This is a genomic window from Serratia sp. TSA_7 (assembly GCF_052692135.1).
On the sequence record NZ_JBQZFU010000001.1, the window covers coordinates 597,386 to 614,170 of the forward strand.

The 16,785-nt window shown below is 54.9% G+C and carries 16 protein-coding genes; 9 read left to right on the top strand and 7 right to left on the bottom strand.

Annotated features, from left to right (window positions below):
• Positions 1-37: 37 nt before the first annotated feature.
• The 3 genes from ACUTQW_RS02945 to ychF all read right to left on the bottom strand — a co-directional run bounded on the left by ACUTQW_RS02945 (position 38) and on the right by ychF (position 3,944).
• Positions 38-1,444 (bottom strand): hypothetical protein, encoded by a 1,407-nt coding sequence (locus ACUTQW_RS02945; RefSeq protein WP_006324776.1) that lies wholly within the window; start codon positions 1,442-1,444, stop codon positions 38-40.
• Positions 1,445-1,507: 63 nt separating this feature from the next.
• Positions 1,508-2,665, bottom strand: a complete 1,158-nt coding sequence (locus ACUTQW_RS02950; protein WP_006324777.1) for a hypothetical protein — start codon at positions 2,663-2,665, stop codon at positions 1,508-1,510.
• A 187-nt stretch (positions 2,666-2,852) separates the two neighbouring features.
• The gene (gene ychF, locus ACUTQW_RS02955) at positions 2,853-3,944 is read right to left on the bottom strand and encodes a redox-regulated ATPase YchF (RefSeq protein WP_006324802.1); all 1,092 of its coding nucleotides are present in this window, start codon (positions 3,942-3,944) and stop codon (positions 2,853-2,855) included.
• A 331-nt stretch (positions 3,945-4,275) separates the two neighbouring features.
• Between ychF and ACUTQW_RS02960 the strand changes: the two genes are divergently transcribed.
• Complete coding sequence (locus tag ACUTQW_RS02960) at positions 4,276-5,805, top strand: SulP family inorganic anion transporter (protein WP_004943199.1); 1,530 nt, start codon at positions 4,276-4,278, stop codon at positions 5,803-5,805.
• A gap of 39 nt (positions 5,806-5,844) precedes the next feature.
• Here ACUTQW_RS02960 and pth read toward each other — a convergent pair whose 3' ends face one another.
• On the bottom strand, positions 5,845-6,435 hold the full coding sequence (pth, locus tag ACUTQW_RS02965) for an aminoacyl-tRNA hydrolase (RefSeq protein ID WP_004943204.1): 591 nt from the start codon (positions 6,433-6,435) through the stop codon (positions 5,845-5,847).
• 313 nt (positions 6,436-6,748) lie between these two features.
• Here pth and ychH point away from each other — a divergent pair, with 313 nt between their 5' ends.
• A complete protein-coding gene (gene ychH / locus ACUTQW_RS02970; protein ID WP_004943205.1) occupies positions 6,749-7,027 on the top strand; it encodes a stress-induced protein YchH in 279 nt (92 codons plus the stop codon).
• A 183-nt stretch (positions 7,028-7,210) separates the two neighbouring features.
• On the opposite strand, the gene prs is transcribed toward ychH, so the two are convergent.
• The 3 genes from prs to lolB all read right to left on the bottom strand — a co-directional run bounded on the left by prs (position 7,211) and on the right by lolB (position 9,818).
• Positions 7,211-8,158 carry a ribose-phosphate diphosphokinase gene (gene prs / locus ACUTQW_RS02975; RefSeq protein WP_004943207.1) on the bottom strand — a complete coding sequence of 316 codons (948 nt, stop codon included), beginning with the start codon at positions 8,156-8,158 and terminating at the stop codon, positions 7,211-7,213.
• 173 nt (positions 8,159-8,331) lie between these two features.
• The gene (gene ispE / locus ACUTQW_RS02980) at positions 8,332-9,198 is read right to left on the bottom strand and encodes a 4-(cytidine 5'-diphospho)-2-C-methyl-D-erythritol kinase (RefSeq protein ID WP_004943212.1); all 867 of its coding nucleotides are present in this window, start codon (positions 9,196-9,198) and stop codon (positions 8,332-8,334) included.
• Entirely contained in the window at positions 9,195-9,818 is a 624-nt protein-coding gene (gene lolB, locus ACUTQW_RS02985; RefSeq protein WP_004943214.1) for a lipoprotein insertase outer membrane protein LolB, read from the bottom strand. The genes ispE and lolB overlap by 4 nt, the downstream gene beginning before the upstream one ends.
• A 486-nt stretch (positions 9,819-10,304) precedes the next feature.
• On the opposite strand from lolB, the gene ACUTQW_RS02990 reads away from it, so the two are divergent.
• The 7 genes from ACUTQW_RS02990 (at position 10,305) to kdsA (ending at position 16,782) form a co-directional block, all read left to right on the top strand.
• Positions 10,305-11,057 (top strand): lytic polysaccharide monooxygenase, encoded by a 753-nt coding sequence (locus ACUTQW_RS02990; protein ID WP_006324807.1) that lies wholly within the window; start codon positions 10,305-10,307, stop codon positions 11,055-11,057.
• Positions 11,058-11,386: 329 nt separating this feature from the next.
• Entirely contained in the window at positions 11,387-12,649 is a 1,263-nt protein-coding gene (gene hemA / locus ACUTQW_RS02995) for a glutamyl-tRNA reductase (RefSeq protein WP_006324808.1), read from the top strand.
• 31 nt (positions 12,650-12,680) lie between these two features.
• Positions 12,681-13,766: a peptide chain release factor 1 gene (gene prfA / locus ACUTQW_RS03000; RefSeq protein WP_004943225.1), complete on the top strand. Its 1,086-nt coding sequence runs from the start codon at positions 12,681-12,683 to the stop codon at positions 13,764-13,766.
• Positions 13,766-14,599 carry a peptide chain release factor N(5)-glutamine methyltransferase gene (prmC, locus tag ACUTQW_RS03005; RefSeq protein WP_004943227.1) on the top strand — a complete coding sequence of 278 codons (834 nt, stop codon included), beginning with the start codon at positions 13,766-13,768 and terminating at the stop codon, positions 14,597-14,599. The genes prfA and prmC overlap by 1 nt, the downstream gene beginning before the upstream one ends.
• Positions 14,600-14,647: 48 nt before the next feature.
• Positions 14,648-15,046 (top strand): SirB2 family protein, encoded by a 399-nt coding sequence (locus tag ACUTQW_RS03010; RefSeq protein WP_064798780.1) that lies wholly within the window; start codon positions 14,648-14,650, stop codon positions 15,044-15,046.
• Entirely contained in the window at positions 15,043-15,852 is an 810-nt protein-coding gene (gene sirB1 / locus ACUTQW_RS03015; protein WP_004943232.1) for an invasion regulator SirB1, read from the top strand. The genes ACUTQW_RS03010 and sirB1 overlap by 4 nt, the downstream gene beginning before the upstream one ends.
• Before the next feature lie 75 nt (positions 15,853-15,927).
• The gene (gene kdsA, locus ACUTQW_RS03020) at positions 15,928-16,782 is read left to right on the top strand and encodes a 3-deoxy-8-phosphooctulonate synthase (protein ID WP_004943235.1); all 855 of its coding nucleotides are present in this window, start codon (positions 15,928-15,930) and stop codon (positions 16,780-16,782) included.
• The last annotated feature ends 3 nt before the right edge of the window (positions 16,783-16,785 follow it).

The following is a 16,785-nucleotide window of genomic DNA, read 5'->3' on the forward strand; positions in this document are numbered from 1 at the left end:
CTGCCGAAGATTTTTTTCAGTGCAATGACATTATTCATCAGAAACTATCCGTTGTGCGGAACCCGCTGCCGCCGGTTGAAGAGGAAGTGCTGAATCCACCACCGCCGGATGGAGAAGACGAGGACGATGAAGACGAGGAACCGAATCCACCGTTAGATGATCGGTTACGCGAGTACGAATTACCCCAAGAACCGGACGAGGCGCTGGCAGGAGTCGGTGGCGGCGGCAGTCGGCGGGTGATCATATCCAACTTGTGCAATACTGTTTTTAGGCTGATGGCGCCGGCCAGATAGTTTTCAAAAATCTCCTCCGGTTTATCTGACCATCCCCATTGGTATTCATAAATCGGGTTGTCATATCCCTGTACCGAAAATTGATTTTCCAGTTCGTTGGCTGCGGCAACGCGCTTCTGGGCTAATTTAGCCTCGAGATCATACTGGTATCGGTTTTCTTCAACCAGGTTTTCTTCACGCTTGAGTTTCCTCAGTTCTTCCAAAAGGTGGTCGTCATCTGGTGTCGCAGTTTTTGCCACCAGTAAGTCCAGTTTATCTAGAGGCAATAAGGCCATTTGCGCCGATAGCTGTGTCGCAATGTGGGTGTAGGTTTCACCTTCACCCTGTGCATATTCCCGCAGTTTATTTTGCTGGTTGCGGATCTTTTGCTGCATGGCAGCCAGCCCTTTTTCTGCTGCGCTGAGCTTCAAATACAGTTGGGGCAGTTTTAACTTATCTTCAACGACCTGTACATGCTGCTGATATTTTTTGGTTAATTGTTCGGCTTGGGTTTTTGATTGCAGCAGGCGACGGCTGGACTCTTCTTGCAGCGCCAGGAGCATTCGGTAATTGGCAGCGTTGTTCAAGTAGTTAGTATGGCGAGCCAGCCAACTGTCGAGGTTGCGCAGTAACGGCCAGGTTACGTAGTCGGGTTGCCCATAATTTTTCTTCAGCAAGAACGTGAACAGGGGGTGCTGACGGTACTCCGTCAGCTTGGAGGCTGTTTCGACCATTAATTCGTTATGATGGTTTTCCTGTAGGTCGGTATCGTTACCGCTTTTAACCATCATCTGCATGGCTGACTGAACATCAGTGCTTTGCTGAAGTTGTCGATTCCGCTCATTTTCCAACAGATTTATTTCTTCATGCAGTCCTTGCAACTCAAAGCGCTGGCTTTCGATTTCTGTTTCACCACGCTGAACAGCCTGTCGAGATTGAGAAATCTCCTGCTGAAGTTTATCCAGGAATGTCTGCACATTTGCCATGTCGCTGATGTGAGGAGATTCTTTCAATAACATGCTGGCCATCTGTTGATAGAGAATGGCTATTTGTTGTTTTAACACCAATTGCAGACGGCGAACCTCTGCCTGAGTGGATTCAACTCCGGAAAGGTTCGATCTGGCCTGCTCTGACAGGGCTTCCAATTTTCGGCCAAGTTCGTAGGCGTGCATGAATAACTCCGTGTTTAATCCCTATCACTCTGGTTGGAAGAGATAGGGGGATTCCTTGTAAACTTAGCGGAATGTTTCAGCCTTGGTAATGACATCGGCGAAACGACGTTTCCCATCTTCAACGACGGATGCGAGCTCATTGGTGTTCTGTGTCGCTTCGGTTCGCAACTCTTCGATCATTCGGTAGCTGGATTCTTGGAATGAGACAATGGCATTAACCAAAGAGCGTACGGAATCGGCCTTGATGGTTGTGCCATAGCCAGCTCGCAGCCCTTCCTCAAGTTGTTTGTTACCCTGTGTCGCGATAGTACTTAGACCATCGTTGATGCCAGCTTTCATCGCCTCCAGCGTTTCGGTGCTTTCGGTCAACCCCTGTAACGAAGTCATAGAGGCGGAAAGGGCAGTAAAGACAATCTCGTTAGTACTGAAGAAGGTGACGCTTTGACGGTATACCCGCTCTTTAATGGCATTGGTCTGCTGGAGACGAGCAAAGACGGCTTCGGCTGCGTTATAGGCGATAATCAGGTTATCCGCCAGGTCCTTGACGATCTGATAACGTTCATCTTCTTTTTGCATGGCTCTTAGCGCTTCATCGCGTGCGAGCTCTAGGCGGGCAAGGGCTACGTTGTCGCCACTTGGCTGTTGTTCTGTGGCCGTTTGAGTTTCCTGCAACGACTGGCGACTTTGTCGTAAATTATCCTGCGCTACGACCAGCAAAGTTTGAGCATCCACATAAGCTTGCTTCAGACCAAATCGAAAGTCTTGATAGGCTTCCAAAATGGCCTTTTCACGGCTGATTTGTTCCTCTGAGGCTCTGGCGACCTCCAGATAGGATTGCTTGATATCGTTGAAACGGTCAGGGATCGATCCACGGCGTAGCGTCATCCAACCTGATTTAATGCGTTCAATAACGTCGAGTTTGCCGTCTTCCAGCCAACCGACCATCTGGGTGGCATCTTTACGGATTGAGTCAAACGCGGCAACAATTTTTGCCTGACGATTGGCTACGTCCATGTTGCTGATGTTATCGCGAACTACGGCGTTAAATGCACTTTGCTGCTGCAGGGTGCGGCCAATGGCGGTTACGCGGTTATTATCCAGATCGGCAACTGCATCCAGTAAGGTCAGGATCGGGGAGTCATTGTCAGGTGAAAAGATAATTCCCAGTTTTTGCAGCCTCTGAATGGCTTTGGTTGTGTACGAGGCTAGCACGTTATTCATGATTAATTCCTTATCGGGACATATCCTACCATTGAATGTAAAGGCATTATAACGCTAGCGGGTACATCTGCAATTGGCGGGTTGATCGCCTGGCGCCTTCCTGATGTTCCACAAGAATTTTGAGCAATCATTAAAACAAAAACCCACGCAATTGCGTGGGTTTTTGAGTTCGCAGCGAAACTGAAGCTTAGACGTTAAACAAGAAGTTCATCACGTCGCCATCTTTGACGATGTAGTCCTTGCCTTCCGAACGCATCTTGCCGGCTTCTTTGGCGCCTTGCTCACCCTTGTAGGTGATGAAGTCCTCAAACGCGATGGTTTGCGCGCGGATAAAGCCTTTCTCGAAGTCGGTGTGGATCTTGCCGGCTGCTTGTGGGGCGGTAGCGCCCACCGGGATGGTCCAGGCGCGTACTTCTTTTACGCCGGCGGTGAAGTAGGTTTGCAGGTTCAGCAACTCGTAACCGGCGCGGATCACGCGGTTCAGGCCCGGCTCTTCCAGGCCCAGCTCGGCCATGAACTCGGCGCGGTCTTCGTCTTCCAGCTCGGCGATGTCGGATTCCACGGCGGCGCACACGGCAACCACTACGGAGCCTTCGGCTGCGGCGATTTCACGCACTTTGTCCAGGTACGGGTTGTTCTCGTAACCGTCTTCGTTGACGTTGGCGATGTACATGGTCGGTTTCAGCGTCAGGAAGCTCAAGTAGCGGATAGCCGCTTTATCTTCTTCGGTCAGGTCCAACGCGCGCAACATACCGGCGTTTTCCAACTGCGGCAGGCATTTTTCCAGCGCCGCCAGTTCGGCTTTCGCGTCTTTATCGCCGCCTTTGGCTTTCTTCTGCACGCGGTGAATGGCGCGTTCGCAGGTGTCGAGATCCGACAGCGCCAGCTCGGTGTTGATGACTTCGATATCGTCAGCCGGATCAACCTTGTTGTTCACATGGATGATGTTGTCGTTCTCGAAGCAGCGCACCACGTGGCCGATAGCTTCGGTTTCACGGATGTTGGTCAGGAACTGGTTGCCCAGGCCTTCGCCTTTGGATGCGCCCTTGACCAGGCCGGCGATGTCGACGAATTCCATGGTGGTTGGCAGGATGCGCTGAGGCTTGACGATCTCGGCCAGCTTGTCCAGACGCGGATCGGGCATCGGCACCACACCGGTATTAGGTTCAATGGTACAGAACGGGAAGTTGGCTGCTTCGATACCCGCTTTGGTCAACGCGTTGAACAGGGTGGATTTGCCTACGTTAGGCAGGCCGACGATACCGCATTTGAATCCCATGTTGTTATCACCTTAAATATCTTAACTATCAGCTTGTTAGGGTTAACCCGCTGCATAAATGGCAAAATAATGCCGCCATTATACACGTAATGGGCGTTTTTCTCGATCTGGCTGTGTACGGTGGGAAAATGCGGCGGCGGGGCCGCTTTGCATTGAGATTTGGATCACATTTACACATACTGCGCTTCGGATTCACCTACAGGAAACGCGCCGGATGTCCTTCTTGCCCAGTTCACCCTGAGTTGCCTCTCTGCCGCGGTTTGCCGCGCCATGTGGCCCTGGTTCCCGTTCTGCGGGGATGTATTTTTTATTTGTCAGAAGTGAAAAACTCATGTTTAACCTGAGCAATATCAGGCTGTCGGACGTCAAGAACGAGGTTCTGGCGGGCTTTGTGGTGGCGGTATCGATGATCCCGGAAGCGGTCGGCTTTTCGCTGGTCGCCGGGCTTTCCCCGATCGTCGGGCTACACACCGCTTTTATTATCGGCCTGGTGACGGCGCTGTTCGGCGGCAAGCCGGGTATGGTGTCGGGTGCTGCCGGTTCGATCGTGGTGGTACTGATGAGCCTCGCGGCGCAGCACGGCATGGGATACGTGCTGTGGGCGACGATTTTCGCGGGCGCTATCCAAATCCTGATCGGCGTGTTCCGGTTGGGCAAATTTATTCGGCTGGTGCCGCTGCCCGCCATACACGGTTTTGTTAACGGCCTGGCGATTGTCATCATGCTGGCGCAACTGCATATGATTGCCGGGCAGGGGCCGCTGATGTACGGGCTGGTGGCGCTGGCGATCCTGGTGGTGGTGTTCTTCCCCCGGCTGACGCGCGTGATCCCGGCTTCGCTGGCGGCGCTGATCGTAGTTTCCGCATTGGCGATCGGGTTCAATCTGCATACGCTGCGGGTCGGCGATCTGGCGGATATTTCCGGTGCCTTGCCGCATTTCAGCTTGCCGATGGCGCCGTTCAGCCTGGAAATGCTGAAAGTGGTGCTGCCGTACGCGTTGGTGATCGCCCTGGTCGGCCTGATTGAATCGCTGTTGACCATGACGGTGCTCGACGAAATGGGCGGCAAGAAGGGCAACGGCAACCGCGAGAGCATCGCTCAGGGCGCAGGCAACACGATTTGCGGCCTGTTTGGCTGTTTTGCCGGCTGCGCGATGATTGGGCAGTCGATCATCAACTTCACCTCCGGCGGCCGCGGGCGTATTTCCGGCGTAGTGGGTGCATTGCTATTAATCTTGTTTGTGGTCAGCCTGTCGGGCTATATCGGCCTGCTGCCGGTGGCGGCGCTGGCCGGGGTCATGCTGGTGGTCTGTTACAACACCTTTGAATGGAGTTCGCTGCGCCGTCTGCGCCGCATGCCGAAGATGGATGCGCTGGTGATGTTGCTGGTTACCCTGATCACCATCTTTACCGATCTGGCGGTGGCGGTAATCAGCGGGGTGATTATCTCGGCGCTGGTATTTGCCTGGCAGCAGGCGCGCATCCGCGTTCGTCAGCGCCAGGTGGAGGGCGATGTGGCGGTGTATCAACTCGACGGTCCGCTGTTCTTTGGTTCCACGGCGGCGTTTGCCGACCTGTTTGAACCGAAAAACGATCCGGAAAACGTGGTGCTGGATTTTGCCGGCACCCGGGTGATGGATTCCAGTGGGGTGGAGGCGATCGACAAGCTGACGGCGCGTTATCTGGCGGCGGGGAAATCCATCCGCCTGCGTCATCTGAGCGGCGATTGCGTGCGGCTGCTGAAACGGGCCGGCCCGTTTTGCAGCCATGAGCTGGATGACCCGCAATATTATGTGGCAGAAGAAGGGTATCAGACCGATGACAGTAACGTCGGCGAAGAAACCTTTAAGGTGCGGACGTAACGCCGCTAGCAGCGGGCGGTATGCCCGCTGCGGCAACCATCAGGCCTGCGCCTTGAAGCTGTGCAGGCGGCGAACGGTTTTCTCCAGCCCGTCAGTCATCAGAACTTCGGTACAGCGGGCGGCTTCATCTATCGCTTCATCAATCATTTTTTGCTCGCTGGCCGGTGGCTTGCCGAGCACAAATCCCACGACCTTGTTTTTATCGCCCGGATGGCCAATGCCAATGCGCAAACGGTAGAAGTTCGGGTTATTGCCGAACTTGTTCTGAATATCCTTCAGCCCGTTGTGGCCGCCGTTACCGCCGCCGAGTTTGATTTTGGCGACACCCGGCGGGATATCCAGCTCGTCATGCGCCACCAGGATTTCGTCCGGCTCAATGCGGTAGAAACTGGCCATCGCCAGCACCGCTTTGCCGCTCAGGTTCATAAAGGTGGTCGGTACCAGCAGGCGCACATCGTTACCCGCCAGGTTCAGCCGTGCGGTATAGCCGAAGAACTTGCTCTCTTCCTTCAACTGCTGGTTATGGCGCTGGGCCAGCAAATCTACGTACCAGGCGCCGGCGTTGTGCCGCGTCTGGGCATATTCAGCGCCCGGATTCGCCAGGCCGACTATCAATTTAATACTGCTCACTGGGAAATTCGCTATGATCGAGATAATGGAAAGGGCATTAGTCTACCTGCCGCCGCCGCGAATGACAAAATCCTGATGCCCAGCCCCGAGTATTGATTCAGCGATAGACTGAAAATTGAATAATTCATTAGAAAAACAATTCAATTTGTCGGCTAACAAGCAGGATAAGGTAAAGATTTGTCACGTTTTCTTTACCATTTGTGATCGTCTCCGCAAACCCCTTGTCGGACCAGGGGCTATACTTAATTTATCAAAGTGGGTTAACCCTTTGCTGAGTTATCCCGGTTGGCATAAAGCGCAATGGAGGTGACAAATGAAACGTAGAAACGCGTGCAGAATGGGCAACTTTTTTATGGGGCTGGGGCTGGTCGTGATGATCGGCGGCGTCGGATACAACATTCTTGCTGAAGTATCGCAGCTCGATTTACCGCAACTTTTCGCCCATGGCGCCATCATGAGTATTTTCGTGGGTGCGTTGTTGTGGCTGGTCGGTGCCCGTCTCGGCGGTCGCGAGCAGGTTGCCGATCGTTACTGGTGGGTAAAACACTTCGATAAACGCTGCCGCAACGATCAGCATCGTTCGTCGCATTGATTAAAAAAACGAAAGGGAGCGGCATTACGGCAAAGGAGATCTGCCGCGCACTCAGGTCTAAGGTCATGTTTGACTACGAGTAGAAAACCCGTTGCTGCTTGCGCACCAACGGGTTTTTCTTTTTCTGCTGCCGGGCAATAGGCTCTTCCGGTACGGCAGGACACCGCACCGAAAGGGAACGAATTAATGCTCGAACATTGCAGAGATTGACTCTTCATTGCTGATACGGCGGATGGCTTCAGCCAGCATGCCTGACAGCGTCAGAGTACGTACGTTTTTCAGTGCCTTGATTTCTGCAGACAACGGAATGGTGTCGCAGACGATCACTTCATCAATCACCGAGTTCCTGATGTTTTCAACGGCGTTACCGGAGAAGATCGGGTGCGTCGCGTAGGCAAATACGCGCTTGGCACCGCGTTCTTTCAACGCTTCAGCCGCTTTACATAAGGTACCGCCGGTGTCGATCATGTCGTCAACCAGCACGCAGTCACGGCCTGCTACGTCACCAATGATGTGCATTACCTGAGAAACGTTCGCACGCGGGCGGCGTTTATCGATGATAGCCATATCGGTATCGTTGAGCAGTTTGGCGATAGCGCGGGCGCGCACTACGCCGCCGATGTCCGGGGAAACCACGATTGGGTTCACCAGATTCTGTTGCAGCATGTCTTCCAGCAGGATCGGGCTACCGAACACGTTATCTACCGGAACATCGAAGAAGCCTTGAATCTGTTCAGCATGCAGATCCACCGTCAATACGCGGTCAACCCCTACGCTGGAGAGGAAATCGGCGACAACCTTGGCCGTGATTGGCACACGCGCAGAACGCACGCGGCGATCCTGGCGGGCATAACCGAAATAAGGGATAACAGCAGTAATACGACCTGCGGAGGCGCGACGCAGGGCATCTACCATAACAACCAGTTCCATCAGGTTGTCGTTGGTAGGGGCACAGGTGGACTGGATGATGAAAATATCACCGCCGCGTACATTTTCGTTGATTTGCACGCTCACTTCGCCGTCGCTAAAACGACCTACAGCGGCGTCACCAAGGCTGGTGTACAAACGGTTGGCAATACGTTGTGCTAGTTCCGGGGTGGCGTTACCAGCAAAAAGCTTCATATCAGGCACGAGAAGAACCTCAGGCATGCGTCCAGAGAAGATATTGTCGTACGGCCTTCGATAAGGGGCAGTTAACGATGCCGGCGCAATATCATACGGGTGTGTAAAAAACTAACTTGAAACCGCAGCGGCGCAGGGATTACAGGGCCAGGTGTGCATGACCCTGCGCAGCGAAACGAGAACTACGGTTCAATCTGCCCGGAACGGATGCGATGTAGTGGAGAGACGTTAACGCCACGCGCTACAAAACCACACAACCACTCCGGAGCTTGATTTAACACCTGACGGGCGGCGATTTCTGTGTCGAATTCAGCAAACACACATGCACCTGTGCCAGTCAGGCGTGACGGCGCGTATTCTAACAGCCAAGAAAGAAGCTGTTCAACCTCGCGAAAACGTTTTCTTGCTATTGGTTCGCAATCATTTGCGTAAGTTGCCTGCAACAGCACATTTAACGGGCGAACCGGGGTGTCTCTTTTTAATTCCGCGTCGCCAAAAATAACCGGGGTAGGGATGCTGACGCCCGGATGCGCCACCAAATACCACTTTTCCGCCGGATTTGCCGGCTGCAACCGTTCGCCGATGCCTTCGGCAAACGCCGCATGGCCGCGCACAAAGACCGGAACGTCGGCACCCAGCGTCAATCCCAGCTCCGCCAACTGATCGTCGCTCAGCCCGCAGTGCCACAGCTCATTCAGCGCCACCAGCACGGTGGCGGCGTTGGACGAGCCGCCTCCCAGCCCTCCGCCCATCGGCAGGCGCTTATCGATACTGATATCGGCGCCGCGCGGGAGCGTTTTGAGCCCGTGGCTATCGCAATGCTGTTGCAACAAGCGGGCGGCGCGGACAATCAGGTTTTGCTCGTCCGGCACGCCATCGACCGGCGTCAGCAGGCGGATGCGGTCATCCTGCCGCACGTCGAGGGTCAGCGTATCGCCGTAATCCAGAAACTGGAACAGCGTCTGCAGCAGGTGGTAGCCGTCTTCGCGCCGGCCGGTAATGTACAAAAACAAATTAAGTTTAGCGGGAGATGGCCACTGGCGGATCATTTGAGGGTCCAGTTATCCATTTTCAGTTTAATGCGTTGATCGCCCTGTTTCAGTTCCAGGCGGCTTGGCAGCTGCGGCTTGAGATCGCTGTTGTAATCCTGGTAATCCACGGTCCAGGTCTGGCCGCCTTGCCGATAAGTCAGTTTGCTCAGGCGGTACTGATCATCCAGCGTGAAATCATTGGCCTCGCCCGGCAGGCCGAGCATCCACTGACGCAGGTTATCCAGCGGGATCGCCATGCCGGTCAGTTTGCGGATCATTTCTTCGGCGTTGTCGCTGACATAGCGTTTGCCCTGGTTGTCCGTCAACTGCACCACGTTTTGCTGTACGTTCAGGTCAAGTTCGGTGCTGCCAAGCGGGTTGGTCAGCAGCAGGCGGTAACGTTCCGGCGAATATTGCTGCCAGAAGAAGCGCGCATAGACTTTTTTCTGGTCTGACAGATAGGCGAAAGAGCCACGGGTCTGATATTGCCCGAGCTGTTGCACCGCTTGCTCGTGAGCGCGCCACTGCGGTGAGGTTGGGCTGGTCGCCGGGCCGCTTGGCTTGGTGGTGGTACAGGCGGCCAGCACCAGGCTGGCCAGCGGGATCAGACGTAGCAAACTAACTTTGCGGATTGGCATAACTTTCTCTTGTCCTTTTGTCCTTGCGGGCATGCGCAGCGAAATCTTTTTTCAGCGTTCACGCTAGCGGGGGAACGCGATAGCGTCAACACGCCCCGTTCTGAATATCACCGTCTTTTTACGGCGATAACAGGCGCTTTGACGGCCGGGCGGCTGAGCTTTGGGTTGCCATAAGATTAACACAATCGCCCGGTCGTGCTGCGCTGGCCGCGAGAATATCTTCGGTTGCAGCCCATGACGGCGTTGTGCCAAAACAGCATATGTTAGCAATTAAATTAATGTTTAATGAATGATATTGGCGTATTTAGGCGTGTTTCATTCGATGTTTAGCGCAAATTGATTAATTTTATTTATGCAATTTGCTGAGGGGATGTCTATGCTGGTAAAGCCAAATGGATAGCAGGGCTATCCTGCTGCGCATCATCTGCGTCACGCAGGCGATGCGGGCATCTCAACCCCTATACATAATGAAATAAGGTATTTCGTATGAAAAAGCGTTTTTCTCTGTTGGCAGGAATGCTGTTTGCATTAACGATGCCGGCGCATGCCGCCGAGAATATCGAAGCGAAAGCGATCGGGCCAAAGCATGGCGCTACCTTGATTCCCAAGGCGCGTCAGGTGATTTGTGAACAGGACGGCGGTTACAACCACCCGGATGATGGCTCGAACATACCTAATGCGGCCTGCAGAAATGCCTTTTTGTACAAAGCGGAGACTATTCCTATTTGGGAACGCCGCCAGATGTTTACCGAATGGCCCGCCTACTCGCAAAACCTGCAAGGTACCCAGCATCCGTCAGACAAGGTCCCCGATGGCCAGCTTTGCTCGGCGGGCATCGCCAAGTTTGAAGGCATCGACCAGCCGCATGCCGACTGGTATGTGAGCAGCGTCTCGGTAAAAGACGGCCAGGCTACGCTGTACTTCGACGCTACCCAGGTGCATGAGCCGAGCAAGTGGACGGTGTCGCTTGCCAAGCCGAGTTTCAATGCCGCCACGGATAAGTTGAAATGGAGCGATCTGACACCGCTTGAGGTGACTAAAGTGACAGTTCCGCCGCCGGCCAAAGGCAACCATGTCAAATATGCCGGCGTCTACCAGATTGAGGTTAAGATCCCGGCCGATCGTGCTGACGGGAAGCAAACCCTGTTGTATGTGCAGTGGGAACGGCAGGACCCAGCGAGAGAAACCTTTTTCAGCTGTAGCGACGTAAGGTTCAACGGGGAATCTGCAGCCAAATAAGCCGCGGCAGCCTTAAGGTGCCGGCGCAGCATGCCGGCGCCCTAACCGGCGACGAAGAGAGCTCTGCTTACTATTTGGGCGACCATAAGCGTTCAATCAGGATAACTTATTGATGAATACTGTGCGGATCGTCGCGTTTCAAACTAAAATTTAGTGTGCTTATTGATCTGGATATAATTTAACTTTTTGAATTTATTATTATTCATTGATTGGTTTAGGCTATATCAGTGATTGAACGGAAGATGCGGTTGTTACTTTTATTGATCCCGCGCATCAAGTAGAATGCCGTTCAACGAGAACCCGTACCAACAGAAGTATTACTCGAAGCAATGACCCTGCTGGCGTTAGGTATAAATCACAAAACCGCTCCGGTTTCTCTGCGTGAAAGGGTGACCTTCTCCCCAGAGTCTATCGATCAGGCGCTGACCAGCTTGCTCCAACAACCGTTGGTGCAGGGCGGTGTGGTGTTGTCTACGTGTAACCGCACCGAGCTTTATCTCAGCGTGGAGCAACAGGAACACCTTCACGAACAGCTGGTAGCCTGGCTGTGTGAATACCATCACCTGCGCCCGGAAGAAGTGAGCAAAAGCCTGTATTGGCACCACGGCAACGACGCCGTGAGCCATCTGATGCGCGTAGCCAGCGGGCTGGATTCGTTGGTATTGGGCGAACCGCAAATCCTCGGGCAGGTGAAAAAAGCCTTCGCCGAGTCGCAACGCGGCCAGTCGCTTTCCGGCGAGCTTGAACGTCTGTTCCAAAAATCCTTCTCCGTCGCCAAACGCGTGCGCACCGAAACTGAAATCGGCGCCAGCGCAGTTTCCGTGGCCTTCGCCGCCTGTACGCTGGCGCGCCAAATCTTCGAATCGCTGGCCGATCTGAACGTGCTGCTGGTCGGCGCCGGCGAAACCATTGAACTGGTGGCGCGTCATCTGCGCGAGCATAAAGTGCGGCATATGATTATCGCCAACCGTACCCGCGAACGCGCCCAGTTGCTGGCAGACGAAGTCGGCGCTGAAGTGATCACGTTGCCGGAAATCGACGAACGTCTGGCGGATGCCGACATCATCATCAGTTCTACCGCCAGCCCGCTGCCGATCATCGGCAAAGGGATGGTGGAGCGTGCCCTGAAAGCACGTCGCAACCAGCCGATGCTGCTGGTGGATATCGCCGTGCCGCGCGATATCGAGCCGGAAGTGGGTAAGCTGGCGAATGCTTATCTTTATAGCGTGGACGATCTGCACGCCATCATTCAAAGCAACCTGGCGCAGCGCAAAGCCGCGGCGGTGCAGGCGGAAACGATCGTTCAGCAGGAAAGCACCAATTTTATGGCCTGGCTGCGCTCTCAGGGCGCGGTGGAAACCATTCGCGACTATCGCTCGCAGGCCGACCAGATCCGCGCCGAAATGGAAGCCAAAGCGCTGGCAGCCATCGCGCAAGGCGCTGACGTGGAACAGGTTATTCACGAACTGGCCCACCGGCTGACCAACCGCCTTATTCATGCCCCTACCAAATCCCTCCAGCAGGCCGCCGGCGATGGCGACGTGGAGCGGTTGCAATTATTACGCGACAGCCTCGGGCTGGATCAGCATTAGTTTTCTCTTTTAACAGGGTTTAATACCACGCATGAAGCCTTCTATTGTTGCCAAACTGGAAGCGTTACAAGAGCGCCATGAAGAAGTGCAGGCGCTGCTCGGCGATGCCGGCGTTATCGCCGAGCAGGATCGGTTCCGCGCCCTGTCGCGCGAATACTCGCAACTGACCGATGTCAGCCGTTGTTTCCTGGAATGGCGTCAGGTGCAAGAGGATCTGGCTACCGCAGAAATGATGCTGGACGATCCTGAAATGCGCGAGATGGCGCAAGAAGAGATGAAGCAGGCCAAGGCGGCGACGGAAGAACTTGAACAGCAGTTGCAAGTGCTGCTGCTGCCGAAAGACCCGGACGACGAACGCGGTATCTTCCTGGAAGTGCGCGCCGGTACCGGCGGTGACGAAGCGGCGATCTTCGCCGGCGACCTGTTCCGCATGTACAGCCGCTATGCTGAAACGCGCCGCTGGCGTGTCGAGATCATGAGCGCCAACGAAGGCGAACATGGCGGTTATAAAGAAGTGATTGCCAAGGTCTCCGGCGACGGCGTCTACGGCCAACTGAAATTTGAATCCGGCGGCCACCGCGTGCAGCGCGTACCCGAAACCGAGTCGCAGGGGCGTATTCATACTTCCGCCTGCACCGTGGCGGTGATGCCGGAAGTGCCGGAAGCCGAATTGCCGGAGATCAATGCGGGCGATTTAAAAATCGATACCTTCCGCTCCTCCGGTGCCGGCGGCCAGCACGTCAACACCACAGATTCGGCGATCCGTATCACCCACTTGCCGACCGGCATTGTGGTGGAGTGCCAGGATGAGCGTTCGCAGCACAAGAACAAAGCCAAGGCGATGTCGGTGCTGGGCGCACGCATCCGTGCTGCCGAAATGGCCAAGCGCCAGCAGGAAGAGGCGTCAACCCGCCGCAACCTGTTGGGCAGCGGCGATCGTTCTGACCGTAACCGTACCTACAACTTCCCGCAGGGCAGGGTGACCGATCACCGCATCAACCTGACGATTTACCGTCTGGACGAGGTGATGGAAGGCAAGCTGGACATGCTGATTCAACCGATCGTGCAGGAATATCAGGCCGATCAGCTCGCTGCGCTGTCCGCAGAGCTTGAGTAATGGATTATCAATCCTGGCTGAAGGCGGCAAGTGCGCGGCTGACGCAGAGCGAAAGCGCCCGACGTGATGCCGAGATCCTGCTGGGCTTCGTGACCGGCAGGGCCAGGACCTTCCTGATGGCGTTTGGTGAAACCGTTTTGACGCCGCAGGAACAAGAACAGTTGGAAAGGCTGCTGGCGCGCCGCGAACGCGGCGAACCTGTGGCTTATTTGATTGGCGAGCGCGAATTTTGGTCGCTGCCGCTGTCGGTATCTCCCGCAACCCTGATCCCGCGTCCGGACACCGAATGCCTGGTGGAACTGGCGCTGGAGCGCTTGCCGCCTTCTCCCTGCACTATCCTCGATCTGGGCACCGGCACCGGCGCCATTGCATTGGCGCTGGCCAGCGAACGCCCGGATTGCGCGGTGACCGGCGTTGATTTACAGCCGGAAGCGGTGGCGCTGGCGCAGCATAACGCGCAGAAACTGGCAATAGGTAACGCGCAGTTCTTGCAAGGCAGTTGGTTCGAACCACTGGCCGGCCAAACTTTCGTCCTGATCGCCAGTAATCCGCCTTATATCGACGCCGCTGACCCGCATCTGGCGCAAGGGGATGTGCGTTTCGAGCCAAGCAGCGCGCTGGTGGCTCAACAGCACGGGTTGGCGGATTTGGCCGCCATTGTGCAGCAAGCACCGCATTATCTGCAGCCACAGGGTTGGCTGTTGCTTGAACATGGCTGGCAGCAGGGGGAAAGCGTACGCGCGCTGCTGCAGGCTGCCGGTTTTATTTCGGTCGCTACCCGCCGTGACTACGGCGATAACGATCGCGTGACGTTTGGCCAATGGCCGCAGTAACTGAAAACCAACAATAACGAAGCACACAGCGAATAAAAAGGAAGCGATATGGCAGTCTACACGGCGTTAAAAAATCTGCATTTGTTGACGGTCGCCCTCAGTATTGCCTTGTTTGTCTTGCGTTTTTTCTGGAAGTGGCGCAATTCGGCCATGCTGAACAAGCGCTGGGTGAAGATAACGCCGCACGTTAATGATACGGTGTTGTTCGCCAGCGGCATTGCGCTGGTGGTGATGTTCAAGCTTTATCCGCTGCTGGGCATGGACTCATGGCTGACCGAGAAGCTGTTTGGCGTTATTATCTATATCCTGCTTGGTTACGTCGCATTGGGCAAGAAGACCAAAAGCCAGAACCTGCGCACCTTGGCGTTTGTGCTGGCGCTGGGCTGTCTGTACCTGATAATTAAACTTGCCACGACGAAATTACCCTTTCTGATGGGATACTTATGAGTAGCATTGCTGATTTTGAATTTAACACCTCGCTGCTGAGCGAGGGCGTAATCCTGGTATCGCAGTCGGTGCGGCGTGATTTCCCCGTCGCCGAAGTCGAACGCAAGCTGCAACAGCTGGTCGACGACGCGCGCGCGGCCATGCCGCAGGATCTCAACCAGGAACAGCAACTCGACGCACTCATTGAGCTGTTCTTCAAAACCTGGGGTTTTGGCGGTGCAGGCGGCGTGTATCGCCTGTCCGACGCTATCTGGCTCGACAAGGTGCTGGAGGGGCGTCAGGGTACGCCGGTCTCGCTCGGCACCATTTTCCTGCATATCGCCCATCATCTCGATTTGCCGCTGTTGCCGGTTATTTTCCCCACCCAACTGATCCTGCGTGCAGACTGGCTGGATGAAGAAATGTGGCTGATCAACCCGCTGAACGGCGAAACGCTGAATGAGCATCAGTTGGAAGTGTGGATCAAAGGCAACCTGGGTCTGGGCGCTGAGCTGGAAGACGACGATCTCGATGAATCAGAAAACGTCATGGTGGTGCGTAAAATGCTGGATACGCTGAAAGCCTCCCTGATGGAAGAAAAACAGATGGAATTGGCCCTGCGCGCCAGCGAAACGGTGCTGTGCTTCGATCCGGACGATCCTTACGAGATCCGCGACCGCGGGCTGATCTACGCCCAGTTGGAATGCAACCATATCGCTATTTCCGATCTCAACTATTTTGTCGAACAGTGTCCTGAAGATCCGGTCAGCGAAGTGATCAAAGTGCAGATCCACTCGATTGAACCTAAACAGGTTACGCTGCATTAATTCATTTAAAATACCCGGTGAATTTCAAGCCGAGGCCTGGAAGGCTACGGGTATAACATCAACAAAGGCGAAAGCATGAAACAGAAAGTAGTTAGCATTGGCGACATCAACGTAGCGAACGATCTGCCGTTTGTGCTGTTTGGCGGGATGAACGTGCTGGAATCGCGCGATTTGGCGATGAGCATCTGCGAGCACTACGTCACCGTGACGCAAAAACTGGGCATTCCTTACGTTTTCAAAGCCTCTTTTGATAAAGCCAACCGTTCTTCCATTCACTCGTACCGTGGTCCGGGTCTGGAAGAGGGGATGAGAATCTTCGAAGAAATCAAAAAAACCTTCGGCGTGAAAATCATCACCGACGTGCACGAAGCGTCACAGGCGCAGCCGGTATCCGAAGTGGTTGATGTTATCCAACTGCCGGCTTTCCTGGCGCGTCAGACCGATCTGGTTGAAGCTATGGCGAAAACCGGCGCGGTGATCAACGTCAAGAAGCCACAGTTCGTCAGCCCAGGGCAAATGGGCAACATCGTCGACAAGTTCAAGGAAGGCGGTAACGATCAGGTGATCCTGTGCGATCGCGGCAGCAACTTTGGCTACGATAACCTGGTGGTCGACATGCTTGGCATCAACGTGATGAAGAACGTGACCGGTGGCCATCCGGTGATCTTCGACGTTACCCACGCCCTGCAGACCCGTGATCCGTTTGGCGCCGCTTCCGGCGGTCGTCGTGCGCAGGTTGCCGAACTGGCGCGCGCCGGTATGGCGGTAGGTCTGGCCGGTCTGTTCATCGAAGCGCACCCGGAGCCGAACAGTGCCAAGTGCGACGGCCCATCCGCGTTGCCGCTGGACAAGCTGGAGCCGTTCCTGGTGCAGATGAAAGCCATCGACGATCTGGTGAAGAGCTTCCCAGAGCTGGATACCAGCAACTAAGCC